Here is a 19,797-nt window from a genome sequence, read left to right as displayed (position 1 = left end):
GCTGGCGCCCATGGCGCACGAGCGTACGCCGTGGGCGGGGCCCCGTACGATGCGTCCGGGGCGATCAGGACGAGCCTGAGGGCTTACGACTTGTCCTTGCTGTTGCTCTTGTGGTGGTGATGGTTGCCGTGATCGGACGAGCTCGAAGAGCTGTTGGTGCCGCCGGAAACGGTCTTCAGGGTCGAGAGATCGAGCTTCGTCATGAAAATCTTCCTTGTCACGCCGGCGCAGCCCTCGCTCCGCCGGGCGGCCATCTGCTGACCACGACGCAAAACTGGACTTTCGATCCCCTCTGATCAAGTGTTGCGAACTGCGTAGACTCAATTTTCCACCGATAGTCTGTTTAATTCATTTACCAAGCTGCACATTGATTGATTAAAATCTGATAAACCACTTGCAAAGGCGTGTTCCGGTTATGACACTCGCATTGTCACCGCGAGGAGCAGTCATGACTGTCGCTATCACTCCCGATACCACCAATAACGCCCTCACCAATACAGGTATTTCCATGCCTTCCGCTCATGGAGAAGAAGATGTAGAGGCGGGCCTCTTGGCGATCATGCGAAAGTATCTGAAGAGCCCTGACGCGGCCTGGACCGCGCAGACGACCATGGAAGAAGCACAGGTCGACTCCCTCGACCTCGTCGAGATCGTCTTCGAGATCGAAGAACGCTTCGGCGTCGAGATCAACTTCAACGCCAATTCTCGCCCTGTTAGCGAGATGAACTTCGGTGATGTCGTCCAAATGATTCACGCGTCCCTCGCATCCAAGGCGCGGGCGGCGTGAGTACCGTCGTCGTGTCCGGGCTGGGGGTCGCGGCCCCCGGCGCCCTCGACGTCGAGACGTTCTGGGCAAACCTCATCGCGGGCCGTCCGGCCTTCGTTCCGGCGGCGGCCCTGCCGGATTCCGGCGTGATCGTCGGCGCGGTCGAGGAAGGCAGCACCTTCGCCGATCTGCCGATCCCGTTGCCGGCGGCCTGTGACCGCAACGCCGTCCTGGCGGTGGCCGCCGCCGGGCAGGCGCTCACGCAGGCCGGGCTCGTGCCGGGCACGGTTGCGCCGGAGCGCGTCGCGGTGGTGCTCGGCAACGGCGGAGGCGGGCTTACCAGTCTCGATGTCCAGTACGAACGCCTGTTCGCGCAGGGCAAGCGCCCGCATCCCTTCTCCGTGCCGCGGGCGATGGGCAGTTCCTCGGCGAGCTGGGTGTCGATCGCCTACGGGGCGCAAGGCCCCTGTTTCGTCGTGGCCAGCGCCTGCGCTTCGGCAACCCACGCGATCGGCGTGGCGGCGGCCCTCGTGCGCAGCGGCGCGGTCGACGTGGCGATCACCGGCGGGACCGAGGCGCCGCTGTCGCGCGGCACGCTGCTCGCCTGGAACGCCATGAAGATCATGAGCCGCACCGGCTGCCGACCCTTCTCCCGCGATCGGGACGGGCTCGTCGTGGCCGAAGGCGCCGGCGTGCTGGTGCTGGAGCGCGAAGCGCATGCCCGGGCCCGCGGGCTGCGGCCCGACGTGGCGGTCGCGGGCTTCGGCTCGGGGGCGGATGCGGGCGACATCGTCGCGCCGACCGCGGACGGCATGGCCCGGGCGATGCGCGCGGCGCTTCAGGATGCGGGCCTCTCGCCCGCCGAGATCGCCTACGTGAACGCCCACGGCACGGGCACCCGCGCCAACGACTTCACCGAGGTCCAGGCGATGCGCGACGTGTTCGGGGCGGGCGCCCTGCCACCGACCTCCTCCATCAAAGGCTCGACGGGCCATAGCCTGGGCGCAGCGGGTGGGCTGGAGGCGGTCGCCACCGTGCTCGCCATGCGCCGCGCGCTCGCTCCGCCGACCGCCGGCCTCGACGACCCCGATCCCGAACTCGCCCTCGACGCGATTCCCCTGACGGCGCGGGGCATGGCGATCCCGGCGGCGATGTCGAATTCCTTCGCCTTCGGCGGGCTGAACGCGAGCCTGATCCTTCGTCGATTGAACTGAGCCGACCGAGCCGATGAGCGCCTCCCCCATCCTGCTGCACGCAGACTCGCCCGCCCCCCTGCCCGCCCCCTTGCCCGCCCCCTTGCCCGCCCCCTTGCCCGCCCCCTTGCCCGCGGCCGCCCTCCCCCCGCCGGGGCCGACCGCCTTCCTGGCGGCCCTGCGCGAGCGGGTCGGCACGCGGATCGGCACCTCCGCCTGGACCCTGATCGATCAGGCGCGGATCGACCTGTTCGCGCAGGCCACCGGCGACCACCAGTTCGTCCATGTCGATCCGGTGCGCGCGGCCGCCGAGACGCCGTATGGCGGGACGGTGGCGCACGGCTACCTGACCCTGTCGATCCTCGGCGCTGCCGCGGGCGAGGCCCTCCCGGCGCATCCCTGCATCCGGGCCGTGCTCAACCTCGGCGCGGACCGGGTGCGCTTCCTCGCCCCCGTGCCATCGGGCACGCGCCTGCGCGGCGCCTTTACGCTCACCAGCGTCACTGCCCTGCCCGAGGGCAAGGCAGCGTTGCGCCTCGCGGCCAGTGTCGAGGCCGAGGCGGGTGAGGCGGTTCGTTCGGTGCTCGCCGCCGATTTGACCCTGATGCTGGTGCTGGCCGAGCCAGAAAATTCCACTTGATCGAGAAGCCCGGCAAGCGCCCTCGCCGCGCTGCCGGCCGCGCGGTGCGCGTGCTCAGGGCGGTTATCCCGAGACCGCGCGGTGACTGTTCCACTTGATGCGGGTGCTGGGCTGACCGCTTATTACCCTGCATCAAAGCATCCCCGTTTTGTGCAGTCTTTCCGCGCTTCACACCCAATTAACCTCGATCGATGATTGATAAATCCGACCGCGCGATGGGGCGCGAACGGGTCGGATCTCCGCATGGCCGCGGCATCGAGGGGAACAGGATCGGGATCGCGCGGCCGGCTCGGACGGAGGGCCGCGGCGATCGGGGTCGGCGCCGGGATCCTGGCGCTGTGGGCATCCCCCGCTCGGCCCGAACCCATTGAGGCGGTGATGGGCATGGCCCTTCGCACCAGTTTCGACCGCATGGCGGATGACGAGCGTCAGGCCGGCATGGAGGCGAAGCTCCGGGGCAGCTACGAGGCCTTCCTGCCGACTGTCGGCTACGCCTTCAACCACCGGCTCGACAGCAAGATCACCTACACGCCCGACCTCTTCACCGATCCCTTGGCCCCGAGCAGGACCGACACGCTGGCCCGCCGCCAGCCGCACAGCGAGGGCTTCCAACTCACCATGCCCCTCTATGACGGGCTGAAGCGCTTCAACGACATGCAGGCCGCCCGCAGCGCCGCGGCGGCGGGCCGGGGCCTTCAGGACGACAAGGCCCAGCAGATCCTGCTCGACACCGCGAGCGCCTACCTCGCTGTTTTGCGCGACCGTGCCATCGTGCGACTGCGCGAGGCGGGGCTCGCCGACGTCGAGAAGGTCGCCCGCAGCGTCGCCCTGCGCCGGTCGGTCAACGACGCAACCAACGCCGAGGCGGCGCTCGCCGAATCGCGGGTGATCGCCGCCAAGGGGGCGCTCGAACAAGCGCGCGCCGCCCTGACGGTCTCCGAGATCGAACTGTTGCGGCTGGCGGGCCCGGGCGCGAATCCGAGTCAGCTTCCGCTGGTGCCCAATAGCCTCCTGCCGGGTACGGCCGAGGAACTGCGCGGTATCCTGCTCGGCAATAACCCGAAGCTGATTGCCGCGAGACTCAACGCCGATTCCGCCGCCTTCACGGCAAGGGCGGCCTATGCGCAATTCTCGCCCCAGCTCAATCTCGTCTTCACCCAGTCGCGGCGCGGCGTCGTCTCCAACACGCCCTACCACGTGAAGGACACCACCACGCTGCTCCAAGCGCTGATCCCGATCTATCAGCCAGGTTCCTTCTCGAACCTGTCGCGCGAGCACGCATGGGCGCGCCAGAAGGACTACGAGGCGCTCGACCTGGAGCGCGCGCTGCTCGCCCAGGTCACCGCCGCCTTCCACCAGCGCCGCTCGACGATTCAGCAGGTGGGCCAAGCCGAGCAGCGCGTGCGCAAGATTGCCCGCGCCGTGCAGGGCCGACAGATGGAATTGCGGCTCGGCGCGATGACCACCATCGACGTGCTCAACACGGTGGCCGAACTCGCCGAGGCGCGCATCGCCAAGATCAACTTGGAATTCGCCCGCGATCGGGCCACCTACGCCCTCGCCGCAGCGATGAACCGCCTGCGGGTGTGACTTATCCTTGCCGATCGCGACGCTCAGTCTGCCTGACACAGCCTGTGAAGCACGTGAGATCCTACGCGACGGCCGCGGATAGCGGCACCGCCGATTTGGTTCGCAGCGATTCCGCCGGTCGGCGATGAACACCCTGCTGACAAGAGCGGCGGCGAAAACATCCCAAGCCGTGCCTCAAAGCCGTTCCGGCCCTTCGGTTTGAAGTGGTCGGAGTAACGGGATTCGAATTCACGACCCTTGCCTAAACCTACTGCCATTGCGGTGTGAGGGCGGACAGAGAAGCGCGGAGCAGCCGGTGCGAAGGTTTGCGGTGGGTCGGAAAAGCTCCGTTGGTTTGGCCTATCCCCCGCACGCCGACCCCGCGCCAGCCCAGTCCAGTGCCGGTTGATCGACCTGCAGGCCGCCGTACTCCTTGCGCCAGCGATAGTAGCTTTGCTCGGAGATCTCGGCCTCTTTGCAGGCCAGCGCCAAACTCTTGCCCTGGGCCGTCTGCACCTCGATCTGGCGCAGCTTCAGCACGACCTGCTCCGCACCCGTCTTCTGACCTCGCTCCATGCCCAGCTCCTTCGGTCCTGGCTGATCCTCTCAATCAGCCCGGTCCAAAGCCAGCCGGTCAGGTCAAAGGTACGCTATCCGCGCCCCGGCAACTGTGAACCGCTCGAGTGCAAACTGCCATGTTCGGCCGTTCCAGGCCGATGAGTCGCTGACAAGCAGACTTGCGAGAGGTCATAGGCGGGTGGAAAGTAGCGGTTCAGCGCCTACCGGCTCCGGGCGCCGCCTCGCGCCACGACCTCCTCAACCTGATGCTGGAAGGACGCGACCCGGAGACCGGCGAGGGGCTGTCGGACGAGAACATCCGCTACCAGATGGTGACCTTCCTGATCGCGGGTCACGAGACCACGAGCGGGCTCCTGTCCTTCGCCCTGTACCTGCTGCTGAAGAACCCCAAGGTCCTGGAGAAGGCGCGCGGCATCGTGGATGAGGTGCTCGGCGGCGAGCGTCCGCAGGTCGAGGACCTGTCGAAGCTGCGCTACGTGGAGCAGATCCTGCAGGAGTCCCTGCGGCTGTGGCCGACCGCCCCCGCCTTCGCGCTCGCCCCGAAGGAGCCGACCACCCTGGCGGGCCGCTATCCGGTCACGCCGGAGGACACCCTGTTCGTCCTCACGCCGATGCTGCACCGCGACCCGGCAGTCTGGGACGAACCCGAGGCGTTCCGGCCCGAGCGCTTCGCCCCGGAGACCGCACAGACGCTGCCCCCGAACGCCTGGAAGCCCTTCGGCAACGGCATGCGCTCCTGCATCGGGCGCGGCTTCGCCCTCCAGGAAGCGCAGCTCGTGCTCTCTATGATCCTGCAGCGCTTCGGCCTGACCATGGCCGATCCGGGCTACAAGCTGGAGGTCGCCGAGACCCTCACGCTGAACCTGGACGATCTCGTCGCGGGCATGAACGCGCTCGTCGACAACGACCGCCTCTCCCTCGATGGCATCCGTGCCGAGATTGTGGCCCGGGATCGAGAGATGGCGAACCCATTCTGCAAGGACGCGCAGGTGATGGGCATCCACAACGCCCGCAAGTCGCTCGGCGATAAGCTCGTTCGCACCGCCAAGTCCCATGAGCTCCTCGACCCAGCTCACGGACCGCTGATCGCGGTGCGTCTGAACATCCTGACTCGGAAGACGCTGGGCGGGTTCGAAACTGACCTCGACGGGCGGGTGTTCGGGCAAAATGGCGCGATCATGCCCGGCCTATACGCGGCGGGCGAGGCATCGGGATTCGGCGGCGGGGGCGTGCACGGGTACCGGTCGTTGGAAGGCACATTCCTGGGCGGTTGCCTATTCAGCGGCCGCCAGGCCGGACGTGCCGCGGCCCGCGCGGCTTAATGGACAAGCGACGTCAGCGACTGCCAGCCTTCGATGCCGAGCATTGAGCGTGAAGCAGATCCGCACTGTCCCTCTGGAGGTCGGGTGACCGGTCGTCCCAGTACGCGCGGGTCGCTTGCACGCCGAGCAGACGCTAAATTTTCGACGTTTCCTTCTCGACGGAAATTCAGCCAGCAGGCCGCGTGGGCCATACCCCGATCACCACGCGGCCTGCACCTTTCGCGGACACTGGCTCATCCCCCTCAAGGGGCCAGCTTCGTCGATAGAGTGATGTCCACCAAAACGGAGGTACTTCATACGACTGCTTTTAAGCATCTGTTGGAGCTTTCGTAACGGTAGAGTCGAGTTGGACGCGGAGCGTCCGCTTCTGTGCGAAGGGCTAGGGACCGCTCCCCACCGAGGCCGTGTGGAAACGCAGATCCCTCGGGATCGGGGCGAGCGCACCGAGTGGCGCCGGAGATCGAGCTGCTTTAGCCCAAGCGTTTCCGCTCAAGGCACGGTGAGCTTTCCGAAACGTTAGACAGCTTCATCTCTTACGGTCCAGCCTCTCAGCCGGACCCGCAAGGACTTGAACAAGCCGCCCACGTTTCTCTTTCTCGATATCAACTTGTCAAAGAGCGATGTCCGTATATCCGAACATCTTTTTCAAAGTCAACCGGCAATTTAACTCGGCTTGTGCCGTTCGTATCTTGCCGTCGTCTTCGTTTAGTCTTTCCGGGCGGGCCGGTTTGTCTCGGCACCGCGTCGGGAGCCGCCGTATAGGGGGGTGCGATCGGCGTGTCAACAGCCTGCTTCCCGAGGCTCACGATCGGCGCCGCGGGTGTCGACTGCGATCCGCGAGGGGAGGGGGCTCGACCGGTTGACGGGCTCTCCGATCGGAGAGGACAGGAGCATCTGCCATCATCATCCCCGGATTCTTGATCGTCAGTTGATGACGCAAAAGCCCCCGACAACCTTCCGACTCGTACACCAGGGCGGGGCAGGTACCGGGGCAATCTGCGACGTTTGGGACGGAGGGACTGCACCCGAGCCATCCGTCGCATCTGCGGCAGAGCTTCGATAGGCGTCGAGCGACCGATCCCCACCTCGCTCACCGGGCGCACCGATTGGTGTAAGGTCTCGGTGAGCGCGGATGACGGGAACGTAGGTCGGCCGGGCAAGCGGCGTCACGGTGACCGCGCGCGACGTCGCGGCATTGCGAGCGCCCCACAGAGCCCCAAGGCGCAGGCCGCGGGCTTCAGAAGTCCCCGACATGCTCGAAACCGCGACAAGAACGCCGAACGCAACCACAACCCGCATCTCGTTCTCCCAATCAACGATTGAGAGTCTATCGAATGCCGCTTAACCGTGTATGGCGTCCTCGTCCGGCGCTTCATCCGCACGTGCGCCGATGGGCGGATGGAGGATGGCGAGCCTGCCGGTTCTGGGCAATGGGTGGAGGGGAGCCGACGGCTTGCCGCCCGACACAGGCGGTCCTTGGTTCATCAAATTCGATTGGTCACGGATGTCCGCCCGCGCGGTGCCGGAGTCACTGGACAAATCCCGCAGCTCAGCCCGACGCCACTCCCCTTTGTCGGACTGTGATTGCAGCGATCGTCGTGGGAACCCACGACGCTTTTGCAGAGGTCATGCGTCCCGCGGTCGAAAACGCTTCGGCCGAAACTTCCCGATCGTGGGATGATCGCATGCGAGCGCTGCTGCCTGACATCGCGGCATCAAACAGAGAGCAACCGAAACGCAATCGGGGCCTGACCCATCGGCCAGACCCCGGTTCGGTCGTTGAAATGGATGGTACCACCGCCCCGGCTCGAACGGGGGACCCCTAGATCCACAATCTAGTGCTCTAACCAACTGAGCTACGGCGGCACGCGAGGGGGGACTTATCGCGAGCCTCGCGGCATTTCAAGCGCTTCTCACATCGTTCTCCCCCGCATCGCGCCCGCGGCGTGCGGATGCTAGACCGCCAGAGCATGACTGACCTCGCGCTCTCGCCCCTTTGATGCGTGCGCTCCGCCCGTTCGCCGGCATGGGTCGGCTCGTACCGGTACGGCTGCGCGGGTGGGTGCGGGGCAGCGAGATCGCCCTCGTTCTCCTCGCTGCGGTGACGGGATGTCTCGGCGGTCTCGCCGTCGCCGGAATGAGCGCTGCCGCGCAGACACTGCGGGAGATCCTGTACCGCCTACCGGCCGGGGAACGCCTCAGCAGCCTCGCCAGGCTGCCGACGGATGCCGTGTTGGGCTTCCCCTTCCTGGGACCGGCCCTGGGCGGGCTCGTCCTGGGTGTGCTGATCCTCGCGATCGGGCATGGCCGCAAGCGGCGGGCCGCCATCGACCCGATCGAGGCCAATGCTCTCCATGGCGGGCGGATGTCCCTGCGCGATTCTGGCGAGGTCGCCGCACAGAACATCGTCTCGAACGGATGCGGCGCATCGGTCGGGCTGGAGGCCGGCTATACGCAAGTCGCCGCGGGCATCGCCTCTCGGCTCGGTTCCGCCTTCGAGATGCGCCGCTCCGATCTGCGGACTCTCGTCGGTTGCGGATCGGCCGCGGCGATCGCCGCCGCCTTCGGCTCGCCTCTCACCGGGGCCTTCTACGCCTACGAACTCGTCATCGGCACCTACACGATCGCGTCGCTCGCCCCGGTGGTGGTCGCGGCCTTGTGCGGCAGCCTGGTGGCGCGGGCACTCGCACCGAACCCGGCGCTGATCGATGTGGGCGCTCTGGCCCTCGGCAAAGGAACCGCCCTTGGCGCCGCGGACACGCTCCCCTGCCTCCTGCTCGGCTTGGTCTGCGCCGGATTGGCGGTGGCGCTCATGCGCGGGGTCACATGGGTGGAGCATGGTGTACGGGCGACGCGCCTACCGGTGCCGCTGCGGCCGGCCCTCGGGGGCCTCTGCGTCGGGCTTCTCGCCTGGGTGACCACACCGCAGGTTCTCTCCGGCGGCCATGGTGCGCTCCATCTTCATCTAGCACCCGAGACTTCGCTGACGGTGACCGCTCTCGCAGGCCTGATCGCGGCGAAGGCCGCCGCCTCGGCAGTGTCGATCGGCTCCGGGTTTCGCGGCGGCCTGTTCTTCACCTCGCTGTTCCTCGGGGCGCTGGTCGGGCGCCTGTTCGCCCAGATCGCACCCTTGGTCTGGCCGGACTTCGCCGATTTCGGTCTCGCCCCGATCGGCTACGCCGTGGTCGGCATGAGCGCCTTCGCGGCGGCCATCGTCGGCGGCCCCCTCACCATGACCTTCCTGGCGCTCGAGATGACCGGCAGCTTCCCGGTCACAGCGCTCGTGCTCGCGGCGGTGATCGCGTCCTCGCTCACCGTGCGCAAAACCTTCGGCTACTCCTTCGCGACGTGGCGCTTCCATCTGCGCGGCGAATCGATCCGCAGCGCCCACGATATCGGCTGGATGCGCAGCCTGACGGTGGGGCGGATGATGCGGCGGGATATTCGGCCGGTCTCCCTCGATACGCCGATGGCGACCTTTCTGAGAGCGCATCCCCTCGGCTCACCCTCCCGGGTCGTGCTGGTGGATCAATTCGGACGCTATGCCGGCATCGTTCTCGTTCCGGAGGCTCATGCTCATGCGGCAGTGATCGGCCTAGGGGAGCCCGCGCACCTCTCCGATATCGCCCGCGACACCGACGCCTTCCTTCTGGCCGACATGAGCGCCAAGCAGGCGGCCGAGGCCTTCGACGGGGCGGAAAGCGAAGCGTTGGCGGTCCTGGACAGCGCGGAGAACCGTCACGTGATCGGGCTTCTGACCGAGAGCCATACGCTCAAGCGCTACAGCGACGAGCTCGACCGCCAACGGCGCGCCATGCTCGGTGAGACTGCGTGACGGTGATTTCGTTTCGCATTTCGGGCCGTGTTATGAGGAGAGCCATGTCTGTGCGCGCCCTTGTCGCCGGTTTTGCTGCCGGCCTCGCCGCCCTCCTGCTGGCCCCTCCGGCGCGCGCGGATGCCTGCGATGCCCTCACCGTTCGGTTGATCCGCGCGACCGGGGCTTCTCTGGTGGGGCGCATCGGCCCGTTGGTCGTGTTCCGCGCCGCGGATGCCGAGCGGTTCCGCCTCCAATGCGCATCACCCCGCACCTTGCTGTTCCGCTCCGCCGACCGCGAGCCGCCGGGTGCCACTTTCGTGCTGATCGGGCAGGCCGCGCGCGCGCTGACGGGGGCGCCGGAGGCGGCGGTTGAGACCCTGAGCCGGCAGTTGCATCAGGACAGCCTGCTGACGGGGGAGCCGCAGGTCGGGCGGGTCGGTGGCGCGGTGATCCGCTGCGATCCTGGAGACCGCCCGGACGGTTTCGGTCTCGGGACGCTCTGTCGGGTCGCGGCGGACCGACCGCAGGGAAATCGAGAGCGCCTGCGCCGCAAGGCCGGCCTTCCCGCCGAGGCGACGGCGGGCTAAATGGCGGCATGACCGAGACCGATCTTTCCCCAGGCGCCGTCGTCCGTGCCGGCGATGTCGCCTTCGCCAATCACCTGCCGCTGGCGCTGATCGCTGGGCCCTGCCAGCTGGAGGGGCGCAACCATGCCCTCGAAATCGCCGCCGCTCTGAAGGAAATGGCGCAGGGCCTCGGCATTGGCCTCGTCTTCAAATCCTCCTTCGACAAGGCAAACCGCACGTCCGGGGCGACGGCGCGCGGCGTCGGCCTCGATGAGGCGCTGCCGGTCTTCGCAGAGATTCGCGAGACCCTGGGATTACCGGTGCTGACCGACGTGCACGAAGCCGAACAATGCGCCCGCGCGGCGCAGGCGGTCGATGTCCTGCAAATTCCGGCCTTTCTCTGCCGTCAGACCGATCTGTTGCTGGCGGCTGCACGGACGGGACGGATCGTCAACGTCAAGAAGGGGCAGTTCCTCGCCCCGTGGGACATGAAGCATGTGGCCGCCAAGGTGACCGAGGCGGGCAACCCGAACGTGATCGTCACCGAGCGCGGCGCCTCCTTCGGCTACAACACCCTCGTTTCCGACATGCGCGCGCTGCCGATCATGGCTCAGGTCACTGGAGGCGCACCGGTGGTGTTCGATGCGACCCATTCGGTGCAACAGCCCGGGGGCCAAGGCACAACCTCCGGCGGGCAACGGGAATTCGTCAGTGTGCTGGCACGGGCCGCCGTGGCGGTCGGCGTCGCAGGCGTCTTCATCGAAACCCATCCCGATCCTGACCGGGCGCCCTCGGATGGACCGAACATGGTGCCGTTGCACCGTATGCCCCAGCTCATCGAGGAGTTGATGGCGTATGACCGGATCACCAAGCGTGCTGGCGGCAAGGATTGAGCGACGCTGTCAACCGCGGTTGTAGGTTAGCTTCAGGTCGTCTTGGTTAATTTTTCGGATCCCATCCAAGAAGCGAGAATGCGGATCAGGCTCGAAAGCCGTCAGGGCGCTCAGGAACATTCGGCCAAGCTGAACGTTTCTACCGTCAATTCGTCGGCAGATCGGAGAGGATCTTATGCGTAAGCTTGCACTTGTCACCGCCGCCCTCATTTCCGTCGGCACGCTGACCGCCACGTCGGCCGATGCGCGTCCGGGGCGCGGCTACGGCCACCATCACGGCGGCTATTACGGTGGCGGTTACGGACGCGGCGCCTACTATGGTGGTCGCCGTCGTGGCATCGGCACGGGGGCTGCCGTCGGCCTCGGTATTGCCGGTCTCGCGGCCGGTGCGATCGCCGCCGGTGCTGCTCGTGACGCCTATTACCGCGATGGCTATCGGCGTCCCGCCTACGGCTATGGCTATCAGCGTCCGGCCTACGGCTACGACGGCTACTGAGCCGTCACGGATTTAGAGATTAAGGGGCGGCCGAAAAATCGGCCGCCCCTTATCGTTTCAAGCAACGGTGCCGAAGAGTCAGCCGCGTCCACGATAGGGGGCGACGCCCTGATCCGGGAGCCAGACATTCGGGAGGGGCGCCCCGGTCTGCCAGAACACGTCGATCGGGATGCCGCCCCGCGGATACCAGTAGCCGCCGATCCGCAGCCAGCGCGGTTCGAGCAGGCCCGCGAGCCGGCGGCCGATGCCGACCGTGCAATCTTCGTGGAAGGCGCCGTGATTCCGGAACGCGCCGAGATAGAGCTTCAAGGACTTCGATTCGACGAGCCAGCGATCCGGTACGTAGTCGATCACCAGGGTGGCGAAGTCCGGCTGGCCCGTGACCGGACAGAGGGACGTGAATTCGGGCGCGGTGAAGCGCGCCACATAATCGGTATCGGCGTGCGGGTTCGGCACACGATCGAGCTGCGCCGCTTCCGGTGAGTCGGGCAACGGTGTCTGCCGGCCGAGTTGTTTGGCGTGGGCTTCGATGTCGCTCATACAGGCGCTATACGCCCGGGCCTCGGGTTTCGCCTAGGCGGCTGACGAATGGCAGGCGTTCCACGGTCGGCCGGCTCGCTCACAAAAGCTTGTGGATCGCACTGGCGCTGCAACGGATGGGTTGAGGCCGCCAAGTGCTTGCCAAAGCTTGCAGGCGCTTGCCCGCGTCGGTCGCTTGGCCGATAAGCCCGCCTCGGAGAGCGTCGCCGATGCGTCGGGCCCGGAGCCCGTGCGGACGGCGCGCCGCGACGCAACCGAAGGAGCGCCCATGACTGCGATCACCAACATCGCCGCCCGCGAGATTCTCGACAGCCGGGGCAATCCCACCGTCGAGGTCGATGTGCTGTTGGAGGATGGCTCCTTCGGCCGTGCAGCGGTGCCCTCTGGCGCCTCGACCGGCGCGCACGAGGCGGTCGAGCTGCGTGACGGTGACAAGGGTCGCTACAACGGCAAGGGCGTCCTCAAGGCGGTCGAGGCAGTGCAGACCGAGATCCTCGACGCGATCGGCGGCATGGATGCCGAGGATCAGGTCGCGATCGATGAGGCGATGATCGCCCTCGACGGCACACCCAACAAGGCGCGGCTGGGCGCCAACGCCATTCTCGGCGTCTCGCTCGCCGTCGCCAAGGCTGCGGCCGAGACGGCGGGTCTCCCCCTCTACCGTTACGTCGGCGGCGTTCAGGGCCGCGTGCTGCCCGTGCCGATGATGAACATCGTCAACGGCGGTGCCCATGCCGACAACCCGATCGACTTCCAAGAATTCATGGTGATGCCGGTCGGCGCCGCCTCCCTGTCCGAGGCCGTGCGGATGGGTGCGGAAATCTTCCACACGCTCAAGAGCGCGCTGAAGAAGGCCGGGCACAACACCAATGTCGGCGACGAGGGTGGCTTCGCCCCGAATCTGCCGTCGGCCGAGGCCGCCCTCGATTTCGTCATGGAGTCGGTTCAGGCCGCCGGCTTCAAGCCGGGGTCCGACATCGTGCTGGCGCTGGACTGCGCCTCGACCGAGTTCTTCAAGAACGGCGCCTACCATTATGAGGGCGAGGGCCAGACCCGCTCCATCGAGCAACAGGTCGAATACTTGGCCAAGCTGACGGAGGCCTACCCGATCCTCTCGATCGAGGACGGTATGGCGGAGGACGATTGGGAGGGGTGGAAGCTCCTGACCGACCGGATCGGCAGCCGCGTTCAGCTGGTGGGCGACGACCTGTTCGTCACCAATGTGGAACGTCTGTCGCGCGGCATCGAGTCGGGCACCGGCAACTCGATCCTCGTGAAGGTCAATCAGATCGGCTCGCTCACCGAGACGCTGGCCGCCGTCGATATGGCCCAGCGTGCTGGGTACACGGCCGTGATGTCCCATCGCTCCGGCGAGACCGAGGATTCGACCATCGCCGATCTCGCGGTCGCGACCAATTGCGGGCAGATCAAGACCGGCTCCCTCGCTCGTTCGGACAGACTGGCCAAGTACAATCAGCTGATCCGCATCGAGGAGGGCCTCGGCGCCCAGGCGCTCTATGCCGGGCGCGGCGCGATCCGGCAGCTTGCCGGTCGCTGATCGACACCGGTGCAAGGCGGGGCCGCCGAAAGCGGCCTCGCCAAGTTTCGATTGTCGGTACAACGCGGTTTCGAACCGTATCCGCTCCTTCGCAGAGCACTTGGCAGCTCGTTCCAGTCGCCCGGAAACGCATTCGGAACGGGGGCAAGGCGCATCCGCTTCGACCATCCGATCCACTGACGGAACCGAAGATCCAGGCCCCCCCTTATGGAGGGCAGGCACGAAGTTCGGGCTTTTTGGAAACGCTTTCTTCACCCTGATCGGGTGAAGCTTCCTGCGCCATGGTCATCCGTCGCCGCGTCCGCGCCATCGTCGTCCCCGCCGTCCTCTGGACGGTCTCCGCACTCGTCGTCGGCTACTTCGTGCATCAGGCGGAGAGCGGCAGCCGCGGCCTGGAAGCGAAGCGAGCCCTCAAGATCGAGGCGTACGGCCTCACCCAGGAACTGAGCGCCGCGAAGGCCGAACGGTCGACCTGGGAGCATCGCGTCTCCCTGCTGCGCAGCGAGCAGATCGACCGCGATCTCCTCGAAGAGCGCGCGCGCGTGGTGCTCGGCCGCGTCCATGCCAATGATCTGGTAATCATCGACCCTTGAGATGAGACCTGATCTGAACCGCGATCTTGTCTTGTCAAAAAACGACACTTTCTAAGCTTATCCTTGCTTAGTCGGCATGGCTTCAAGCGTCGCAGTGACAGCCTACCTCTGGTGTCAGTTCTACCCTCGCTTTCCGTAGGTGGCTGTCCTAGAACCCGAACCAACGGATCGAGTTCGGGAGATCGCCGATGGATGCAGGCAACGAGGCGGGCAAACCCGTCGCGAGCGCGGACGCGCCCCAGCACCGGCCCGCACCGAATATCCCGCAATTCACGAAGGACGAGGATCTCCACGCCTACCGGGAGATGCTTCTCATCCGCCGGTTCGAGGAGAAGGCGGGTCAGCTCTACGGTATGGGCCTGATCGGCGGCTTCTGTCACTTGTACATTGGTCAGGAGGCGGTCGTCGTCGGCATGCAGATGGCCGGCGAAGACGGCGACCAAAACATCACCGGCTACCGCGACCACGGCCACATGCTGGCCTGCGGCATGGAGGCCAAGGGCGTGATGGCCGAGCTGACCGGACGCCGGGGCGGATATTCCCGCGGCAAGGGCGGCTCGATGCACATGTTCAGCCGCGAGAAGCAGTTCTTCGGCGGCCACGGTATCGTCGGCGCCCAGGTTTCCCTCGGCACCGGGCTCGCTTTCGCCGACGCCTATCTGAAGAACGGCAAAGTCAGCTTCACCTATATGGGCGACGGCGCGGCCAATCAGGGCCAGGTCTACGAGAGCTTCAACATGGCGGCCCTCTGGAAGCTGCCGGTGGTCTACGTCATCGAGAACAACCGCTACGCGATGGGAACTTCGGTTGCCCGCGCCTCGGCGCAGACCGACTTCTCAAAGCGCGGTCTCTCCTTCGGCATTCCCGGGGAGCAGGTCGACGGCATGGACGTGCGCACGGTCCGCGAGGCGGCAGCCCGCGCCATCCAGCATGCCCGCTCGGGGGAGGGGCCCTACATCCTCGAGATGCAGACCTACCGCTATCGCGGCCACTCCATGTCCGATCCGGCCAAATACCGGACCAAGGACGAAGTCTCGAAGATGCGCGACGAGCACGACCCGATCGAGATGGTGCGCAAGCGCCTGATCGAGGCGCACGGCGTGCCGGAGGCAGACCTCAAGGGCATCGACGCCAAGGTCCGCGAGATCGTCAACGAATCCGCCGATTTCGCGACCCACGATCCCGAGCCCGATCCGTCCGAGCTCTGGACCGACATCCTCCTCGAAGCCCGCGCCTGAGGCGCGTCACACCACCTCGCAGAACTCCCGCGGCACGGGGCCGATTTCGCTCCGCCGGCGGGAGCCCGCGGGACGCGCGGAATCCGCCTCTCCGTCCCGGACGAAGGATCGATAGAGCAGCGCCATGGCGACCGACATCCTGATGCCCGCCCTCTCTCCGACCATGGAGGAGGGAAAGCTCGCCAAGTGGCTCAAGAAGGAGGGCGACGCGGTCAAATCCGGCGACGTTCTCGCCGAGATCGAGACCGACAAGGCGACCATGGAGGTTGAGGCGATCGACGAGGGTGTGCTCGCCAAGATCCTCGTACCGGACGGGACCGAGAACGTGGCGGTCAACACGCCGATCGCCATCATCGCCGCCGAGGGCGAGGACGTTTCGGCCGCAGCAGCCAGCGGCGGCCAATCCAAGCCCAACGGTGCCGATAGCGGCGCGCCCGCCCCGACGCCGGACATGCAGGCCGAAGGCATGGCGGACAAGCCCGCCCCCCAGGCGAAGACGGGGGACGACGCCCCGCGCGCGCCGGCTGCTCCGGCCGTCATCAAGAACACCGCCGCGGCCCCCGTCATGGACGAGTTCCCGCCGGACTCGCCGATGGAGACCCAAAGCGTGCGCGAAGCCCTGCGCGACGCCATGGCCGAGGAGATGCGCCGCGACTACAAGGTGTTCGTCATGGGCGAGGAAGTCGCCGAGTACCAGGGCGCCTACAAGATCACGCAGGGGCTCCTTCAGGAATTCGGCGCCAGGCGGGTCGTCGATACGCCGATCACCGAGCACGGTTTCGCCGGCATCGGCGTCGGCGCGGCGTTCATGGGCTTGAAGCCCATCGTCGAGTTTATGACCTTCAACTTCGCCATGCAGGCGATCGACCACATCATCAACTCGGCGGCCAAGACCCTCTACATGTCCGGAGGCCAGCTCGGCTGCCCAATCGTGTTCCGCGGCCCCAACGGCGCGGCGGCCCGCGTCGGCGCCCAGCACAGCCACGATTACGCCGCCTGGTACTCGAACGTCCCCGGCCTCAAGGTCATTGCGCCCTACACCGCCTCCGATGCCAAGGGTCTGCTCAAGGCCGCGATCCGCGACCCGAACCCGGTGATCTTCCTCGAAAACGAGATCCTGTACGGCCAGTCCTTCCCGGTCCCGAAGATCGACGACCTCGTCCTGCCGATCGGCAAGGCGCGCATCCACCGGCCTGGCACGGATGTCACCATCGTCTCCTTCTCCATCGGCATGACCTACGCTCTCAAGGCGGCTCAGGCCCTGGCGGAGGAGGGGATCGAGGCCGAGGTCATCGACCTGCGCACCATCCGCCCCATGGATTCCGACACGATCGTCGAGTCCGTGAAGAAGACCGGCCGGTGCGTCACCGTGGAAGAGGGTTTCCCGCAATCCGGCATCGGCGCCGAGATCGCCGCGCGCCTGATGGTCGATGCTTTCGACTATCTCGACGCTCCGGTCCTGCGGGTGACCGGCAAGGACGTGCCGATGCCCTACGCGGCAAACCTTGAGAAGTTGGCCCTGCCCAACGTGGCCGAAGTGATCGAGGCGGTCAAAGCCGTGTGCTACAAGTAAATGTCGGACAAGTTCGAAGCATTGGAGATCCCGCCTGACGCCCTGGAACAGGGCGGGATCGAGATCGTGCGGGCTTCCATCGTCGACGGTGCCGTGAGCGTCGCGCTCCGGCGCGCCTTCGACGATCCCGCCACCTGGGGCCGGCTTCTGATCGACCTCGCCCGCCAGGCTGCCCGCGCCTACGCGCTGGAAGCCGACATGTCCGAGGAAGAGGCCTTCGAGCGCATCCGCGCCGGTTGGGAGGCCGAGGGCCTCGATCCCGGCAACACCCTCAACTAGCGGCGGGCCGAGGCGACGCGATGGACCGTCCCGACGCAATCCTCCGTCCTCTCGACGTGCCGGCACAGCGGAGGCCGTGACCATGGCCGAGGCTGCCACGCGCCGCGCCACCTACGCCGATCTCGCGGCTGTGCCCGACCATCTCGTGGCCGAGATCGTCGACGGGGTACTGGAGACGCATCCGAGGCCGCGCCCTCGGCATCTCACGGCAGCGTCGGACCTCGGCACGCTCCTTGGCGGACCGTTCCGTTACGGGCGCGGCGGGCCGGGCGGCTGGATTTTCATGGTCGAACCCGAACTCCATCTCGGGTCTGATGTCGTGGTGCCCGATCTCGCGGCTTGGCGCCGGGAGCGCATGCCGGTCGAAATCGAGACCGCCTTCATTGCCACGCCGCCGGACTGGATCTGTGAGATCCTGTCACCGTCGACCGCCCGGCTCGACCGCGGGCCGAAGCGGCGCCTCTACGCCGAGGCCGGAATTTCCTATCTTTGGCTGCTCGATCTCGCGGACGGCGTCCTCGAAAGCTTCGCCCTCACCGCAGGCCAGTGGCTCCTGACCGCCACCGTGGGGCGCGGCGAGACCGTCGCCGCCCCGCCTTTCGATGCGGTTCCGTTTCCGCTCGACGACCTGTTTCCCTTCGATCCGCCCTTTGCTTCGCCCGAGGCCTGAGACATGCCGATCAACGTCCTGATGCCCGCCCTCTCGCCGACCATGGAGAAGGGCAACCTCGCCAAGTGGCTGAAGAAGGAGGGCGACGCGATCAAGTCCGGCGACGTGATCGCCGAGATCGAGACCGACAAGGCCACCATGGAAGTCGAGGCGGTCGATGAGGGTGTGCTCGCCAAGATTCTCGTGGCGGAGGGCACGGCCGACGTGCCGGTGAACGAACTCATCGCCCTCATTGCGGAGGAGGGCGAAGACCCCGGCAGCGTCCAGGCCCCCACCGGCGGCGCAGCGGAAGGCGCGAAGACCGCGCCGGTCGAGCCGAAGGGAACGGCTGACATGAACGCGGCGCCCGATGGCGCCCATGCCTCCTATGCCCGGGTCGATACGGCCCCCGAGGGCGCCAAGCCCGGGGGCGTGGCCCATCCCGCCGAGGCTGGCGGCCGGGTCTTCTCCTCGCCGCTCGCCCGCCGTATCGCCAAGCAGGGTGGCGTCGACATTGCGGCGGTTCAGGGCTCCGGCCCGCATGGCCGGGTGATCGCCAAGGACGTGCAGGCGGCGATCGAGGGCGGCACCGCGAAAGCCGGCGCCAGCAAGCCGGCGGACGCCCCGAAGGCCGCTGAGGCACCGGCCGCGAAGGCCCCCGCGCCGGCGCCGAAGGCGGCCCCTGCGGGCGGCGCGCCGGCCGGGCTCACCCTGGAGCAGGTCAAGGCCTTCTACGAGAAGGGCGCTTACGAGGAAGTGCCGCTCGACGGGATGCGCAAGACCATCGCCAAGCGCCTCACCGAAGCGATGCAGGTCGCTCCGCACTTCTACCTGACCGTCGATTGCGAGCTCGACGCGCTGATGAAGCTGCGCGAGACGCTCAACGCCTCGGCCGGCAAGGACAAGGACGGCAAGCCGCTGTTCAAGCTGTCGGTCAACGATTTCGTCATCAAGGCGATGGGCGTCGCGCTCACCCGCGTTCCGGCGGCCAATGCGGTCTGGGCCGAGGACCGCATCCTGCGCTTCAAGCATGCCGAAGTCGGCGTGGCGGTGGCGATCGATGGCGGCCTGTTCACCCCCGTGATCCGCAAGGCCGACCAGAAGACGCTCTCGACGATCTCCGGCGAGATGAAAGATTTCGCGGCCCGCGCCCGCGCGAAGAAACTGAAGCCCGAGGAATATCAGGGCGGTGTCACGTCCGTGTCGAATCTCGGCATGTTCGGCATCAAGCACTTCACCGCGGTGATCAACCCGCCGCAATCGACCATCCTCGCGGTCGGCGCGGGCGAGAAGCGGGTCGTCGTGAAGGACGGCGCCCCGGCAGTGGTGCAGGCCATGACCTGTACCCTCTCGTGCGACCACCGCGTGCTCGACGGCGCGCTCGGCGCCGAGCTGATCTCGGCCTTCAAGGGCCTGATCGAGAACCCAATGGGAATGCTGGTGTGACCGATACTCGAACCGCCGCGCGCCGGTCCCCTCCGATAGGGGCGGATCGGGAGCGCGGTGGTTCGGGATCGATCGCGGTG

General features: G+C 66.8%; 17 protein-coding genes, 1 tRNA gene and 2 pseudogenes. 17 read left to right on the top strand and 3 right to left on the bottom strand.

Annotated elements, in window-relative coordinates:
* Positions 1–448 precede the first annotated feature (448 nt).
* From OWC43_RS00930 to OWC43_RS00915, 4 genes are all read left to right on the top strand, one after another.
* Positions 449–787, top strand: a complete 339-nt coding sequence (locus OWC43_RS00930; RefSeq protein ID WP_393955360.1) for an acyl carrier protein — start codon at positions 449–451, stop codon at positions 785–787.
* The gene (locus OWC43_RS00925; protein WP_393955359.1) at positions 784–1,980 is read left to right on the top strand and encodes a beta-ketoacyl-[acyl-carrier-protein] synthase family protein; all 1,197 of its coding nucleotides are present in this window, start codon (positions 784–786) and stop codon (positions 1,978–1,980) included. Before OWC43_RS00930 ends, OWC43_RS00925 begins: the two co-directional genes overlap by 4 nt.
* A gap of 13 nt (positions 1,981–1,993) precedes the next feature.
* Positions 1,994–2,599, top strand: a complete 606-nt coding sequence (locus tag OWC43_RS00920; RefSeq protein ID WP_393955358.1) for a MaoC family dehydratase — start codon at positions 1,994–1,996, stop codon at positions 2,597–2,599.
* 384 nt (positions 2,600–2,983) lie between these two features.
* Positions 2,984–4,189 (top strand): TolC family protein, encoded by a 1,206-nt coding sequence (locus tag OWC43_RS00915; RefSeq protein WP_393955357.1) that lies wholly within the window; start codon positions 2,984–2,986, stop codon positions 4,187–4,189.
* 384 nt (positions 4,190–4,573) lie between these two features.
* On the opposite strand, the pseudogene OWC43_RS00910 reads toward OWC43_RS00915, so the two are convergent.
* Positions 4,574–4,744: pseudogene (locus OWC43_RS00910) on the bottom strand (transposase); the annotation flags it as partial.
* Between the two features lie 161 nt (positions 4,745–4,905).
* On the opposite strand from OWC43_RS00910, the pseudogene OWC43_RS00905 reads away from it, so the two are divergent.
* A pseudogene (locus tag OWC43_RS00905) lies at positions 4,906–5,556 on the top strand (cytochrome P450); the annotation flags it as partial.
* Positions 5,533–6,069, top strand: coding sequence for an FAD-binding protein (locus tag OWC43_RS00900; protein ID WP_393958461.1), 537 nt, complete (start codon positions 5,533–5,535; stop codon positions 6,067–6,069). The pseudogene OWC43_RS00905 and the gene OWC43_RS00900, both read left to right, overlap by 24 nt.
* A 1,789-nt stretch (positions 6,070–7,858) precedes the next feature.
* Here OWC43_RS00900 and OWC43_RS00895 read toward each other — a convergent pair.
* A tRNA-His gene (locus tag OWC43_RS00895) sits at positions 7,859–7,935 on the bottom strand.
* 133 nt (positions 7,936–8,068) lie between these two features.
* On the opposite strand from OWC43_RS00895, the gene OWC43_RS00890 reads away from it, so the two are divergent.
* From OWC43_RS00890 to OWC43_RS00875, 4 genes are all read left to right on the top strand, one after another.
* Complete coding sequence (locus OWC43_RS00890; RefSeq protein ID WP_393955356.1) at positions 8,069–9,904, top strand: chloride channel protein; 1,836 nt, start codon at positions 8,069–8,071, stop codon at positions 9,902–9,904.
* Between the two features lie 44 nt (positions 9,905–9,948).
* Positions 9,949–10,473, top strand: a complete 525-nt coding sequence (locus OWC43_RS00885) for a hypothetical protein (RefSeq protein WP_393955355.1) — start codon at positions 9,949–9,951, stop codon at positions 10,471–10,473.
* Positions 10,474–10,481: 8 nt separating this feature from the next.
* Positions 10,482–11,345: a 3-deoxy-8-phosphooctulonate synthase gene (kdsA, locus tag OWC43_RS00880; protein WP_393955354.1), complete on the top strand. Its 864-nt coding sequence runs from the start codon at positions 10,482–10,484 to the stop codon at positions 11,343–11,345.
* A gap of 175 nt (positions 11,346–11,520) precedes the next feature.
* Positions 11,521–11,841 carry a hypothetical protein gene (locus OWC43_RS00875; protein WP_137827406.1) on the top strand — a complete coding sequence of 107 codons (321 nt, stop codon included), beginning with the start codon at positions 11,521–11,523 and terminating at the stop codon, positions 11,839–11,841.
* A gap of 78 nt (positions 11,842–11,919) precedes the next feature.
* On the opposite strand, the gene queF is transcribed toward OWC43_RS00875, so the two are convergent.
* Positions 11,920–12,381, bottom strand: coding sequence for a preQ(1) synthase (queF, locus tag OWC43_RS00870; protein WP_393955353.1), 462 nt, complete (start codon positions 12,379–12,381; stop codon positions 11,920–11,922).
* A 268-nt stretch (positions 12,382–12,649) separates the two neighbouring features.
* Here queF and eno point away from each other — a divergent pair, with 268 nt between their 5' ends.
* The 7 genes from eno to OWC43_RS00835 all read left to right on the top strand — a co-directional run bounded on the left by eno (position 12,650) and on the right by OWC43_RS00835 (position 19,717).
* On the top strand, positions 12,650–13,939 hold the full coding sequence (gene eno / locus OWC43_RS00865) for a phosphopyruvate hydratase (RefSeq protein WP_393955352.1): 1,290 nt from the start codon (positions 12,650–12,652) through the stop codon (positions 13,937–13,939).
* A 281-nt stretch (positions 13,940–14,220) separates the two neighbouring features.
* Entirely contained in the window at positions 14,221–14,532 is a 312-nt protein-coding gene (locus OWC43_RS00860; RefSeq protein WP_137827403.1) for a septum formation initiator family protein, read from the top strand.
* 188 nt (positions 14,533–14,720) lie between these two features.
* Positions 14,721–15,770 carry a pyruvate dehydrogenase (acetyl-transferring) E1 component subunit alpha gene (gene pdhA / locus OWC43_RS00855; protein ID WP_137827402.1) on the top strand — a complete coding sequence of 350 codons (1,050 nt, stop codon included), beginning with the start codon at positions 14,721–14,723 and terminating at the stop codon, positions 15,768–15,770.
* A gap of 124 nt (positions 15,771–15,894) precedes the next feature.
* Positions 15,895–17,343, top strand: coding sequence for a pyruvate dehydrogenase complex E1 component subunit beta (locus OWC43_RS00850; protein WP_393955351.1), 1,449 nt, complete (start codon positions 15,895–15,897; stop codon positions 17,341–17,343).
* Positions 17,344–17,622, top strand: a complete 279-nt coding sequence (locus OWC43_RS00845; RefSeq protein ID WP_137827400.1) for a DUF5076 domain-containing protein — start codon at positions 17,344–17,346, stop codon at positions 17,620–17,622.
* 82 nt (positions 17,623–17,704) lie between these two features.
* Entirely contained in the window at positions 17,705–18,292 is a 588-nt protein-coding gene (locus OWC43_RS00840; RefSeq protein WP_393955350.1) for a Uma2 family endonuclease, read from the top strand.
* A gap of 3 nt (positions 18,293–18,295) precedes the next feature.
* Positions 18,296–19,717: a pyruvate dehydrogenase complex dihydrolipoamide acetyltransferase gene (locus OWC43_RS00835; RefSeq protein ID WP_393955349.1), complete on the top strand. Its 1,422-nt coding sequence runs from the start codon at positions 18,296–18,298 to the stop codon at positions 19,715–19,717.
* Positions 19,718–19,797: the final 80 nt, after the last annotated feature.

This window comes from Methylorubrum sp. POS3 (genome assembly GCF_043352485.1).
In the GTDB taxonomy this organism is placed as follows: Bacteria; Pseudomonadota; Alphaproteobacteria; order Rhizobiales; family Beijerinckiaceae; genus Methylobacterium; species Methylobacterium suomiense.
This window is presented reverse-complemented; position numbering and strand designations above follow the sequence as displayed.

Excerpts from the sequence above, each read along its gene's own strand:
- OWC43_RS00930 (WP_393955360.1), top strand. The coding sequence starts at position 449 with ATGACTGTCGCTATCACTCCCGATACCACCAATAACGCCCTCACCAAT.
- OWC43_RS00920 (WP_393955358.1), top strand. The coding sequence starts at position 1,994 with ATGAGCGCCTCCCCCATCCTGCTGCACGCAGACTCGCCCGCCCCCCTG.
- OWC43_RS00915 (WP_393955357.1), top strand. The coding sequence starts at position 2,984 with ATGGCCCTTCGCACCAGTTTCGACCGCATGGCGGATGACGAGCGTCAG.
- OWC43_RS00900 (WP_393958461.1), top strand. The coding sequence starts at position 5,533 with ATGATCCTGCAGCGCTTCGGCCTGACCATGGCCGATCCGGGCTACAAG.
- OWC43_RS00890 (WP_393955356.1), top strand. The coding sequence starts at position 8,069 with ATGCGTGCGCTCCGCCCGTTCGCCGGCATGGGTCGGCTCGTACCGGTA.
- OWC43_RS00885 (WP_393955355.1), top strand. The coding sequence starts at position 9,949 with ATGTCTGTGCGCGCCCTTGTCGCCGGTTTTGCTGCCGGCCTCGCCGCC.
- kdsA (WP_393955354.1), top strand. The coding sequence starts at position 10,482 with ATGACCGAGACCGATCTTTCCCCAGGCGCCGTCGTCCGTGCCGGCGAT.
- OWC43_RS00875 (WP_137827406.1), top strand. The coding sequence starts at position 11,521 with ATGCGTAAGCTTGCACTTGTCACCGCCGCCCTCATTTCCGTCGGCACG.
- queF (WP_393955353.1), bottom strand. The coding sequence starts at position 12,381 with ATGAGCGACATCGAAGCCCACGCCAAACAACTCGGCCGGCAGACACCG.
- eno (WP_393955352.1), top strand. The coding sequence starts at position 12,650 with ATGACTGCGATCACCAACATCGCCGCCCGCGAGATTCTCGACAGCCGG.
- OWC43_RS00860 (WP_137827403.1), top strand. The coding sequence starts at position 14,221 with ATGGTCATCCGTCGCCGCGTCCGCGCCATCGTCGTCCCCGCCGTCCTC.
- pdhA (WP_137827402.1), top strand. The coding sequence starts at position 14,721 with ATGGATGCAGGCAACGAGGCGGGCAAACCCGTCGCGAGCGCGGACGCG.
- OWC43_RS00850 (WP_393955351.1), top strand. The coding sequence starts at position 15,895 with ATGGCGACCGACATCCTGATGCCCGCCCTCTCTCCGACCATGGAGGAG.
- OWC43_RS00845 (WP_137827400.1), top strand. The coding sequence starts at position 17,344 with ATGTCGGACAAGTTCGAAGCATTGGAGATCCCGCCTGACGCCCTGGAA.
- OWC43_RS00840 (WP_393955350.1), top strand. The coding sequence starts at position 17,705 with ATGGCCGAGGCTGCCACGCGCCGCGCCACCTACGCCGATCTCGCGGCT.
- OWC43_RS00835 (WP_393955349.1), top strand. The coding sequence starts at position 18,296 with ATGCCGATCAACGTCCTGATGCCCGCCCTCTCGCCGACCATGGAGAAG.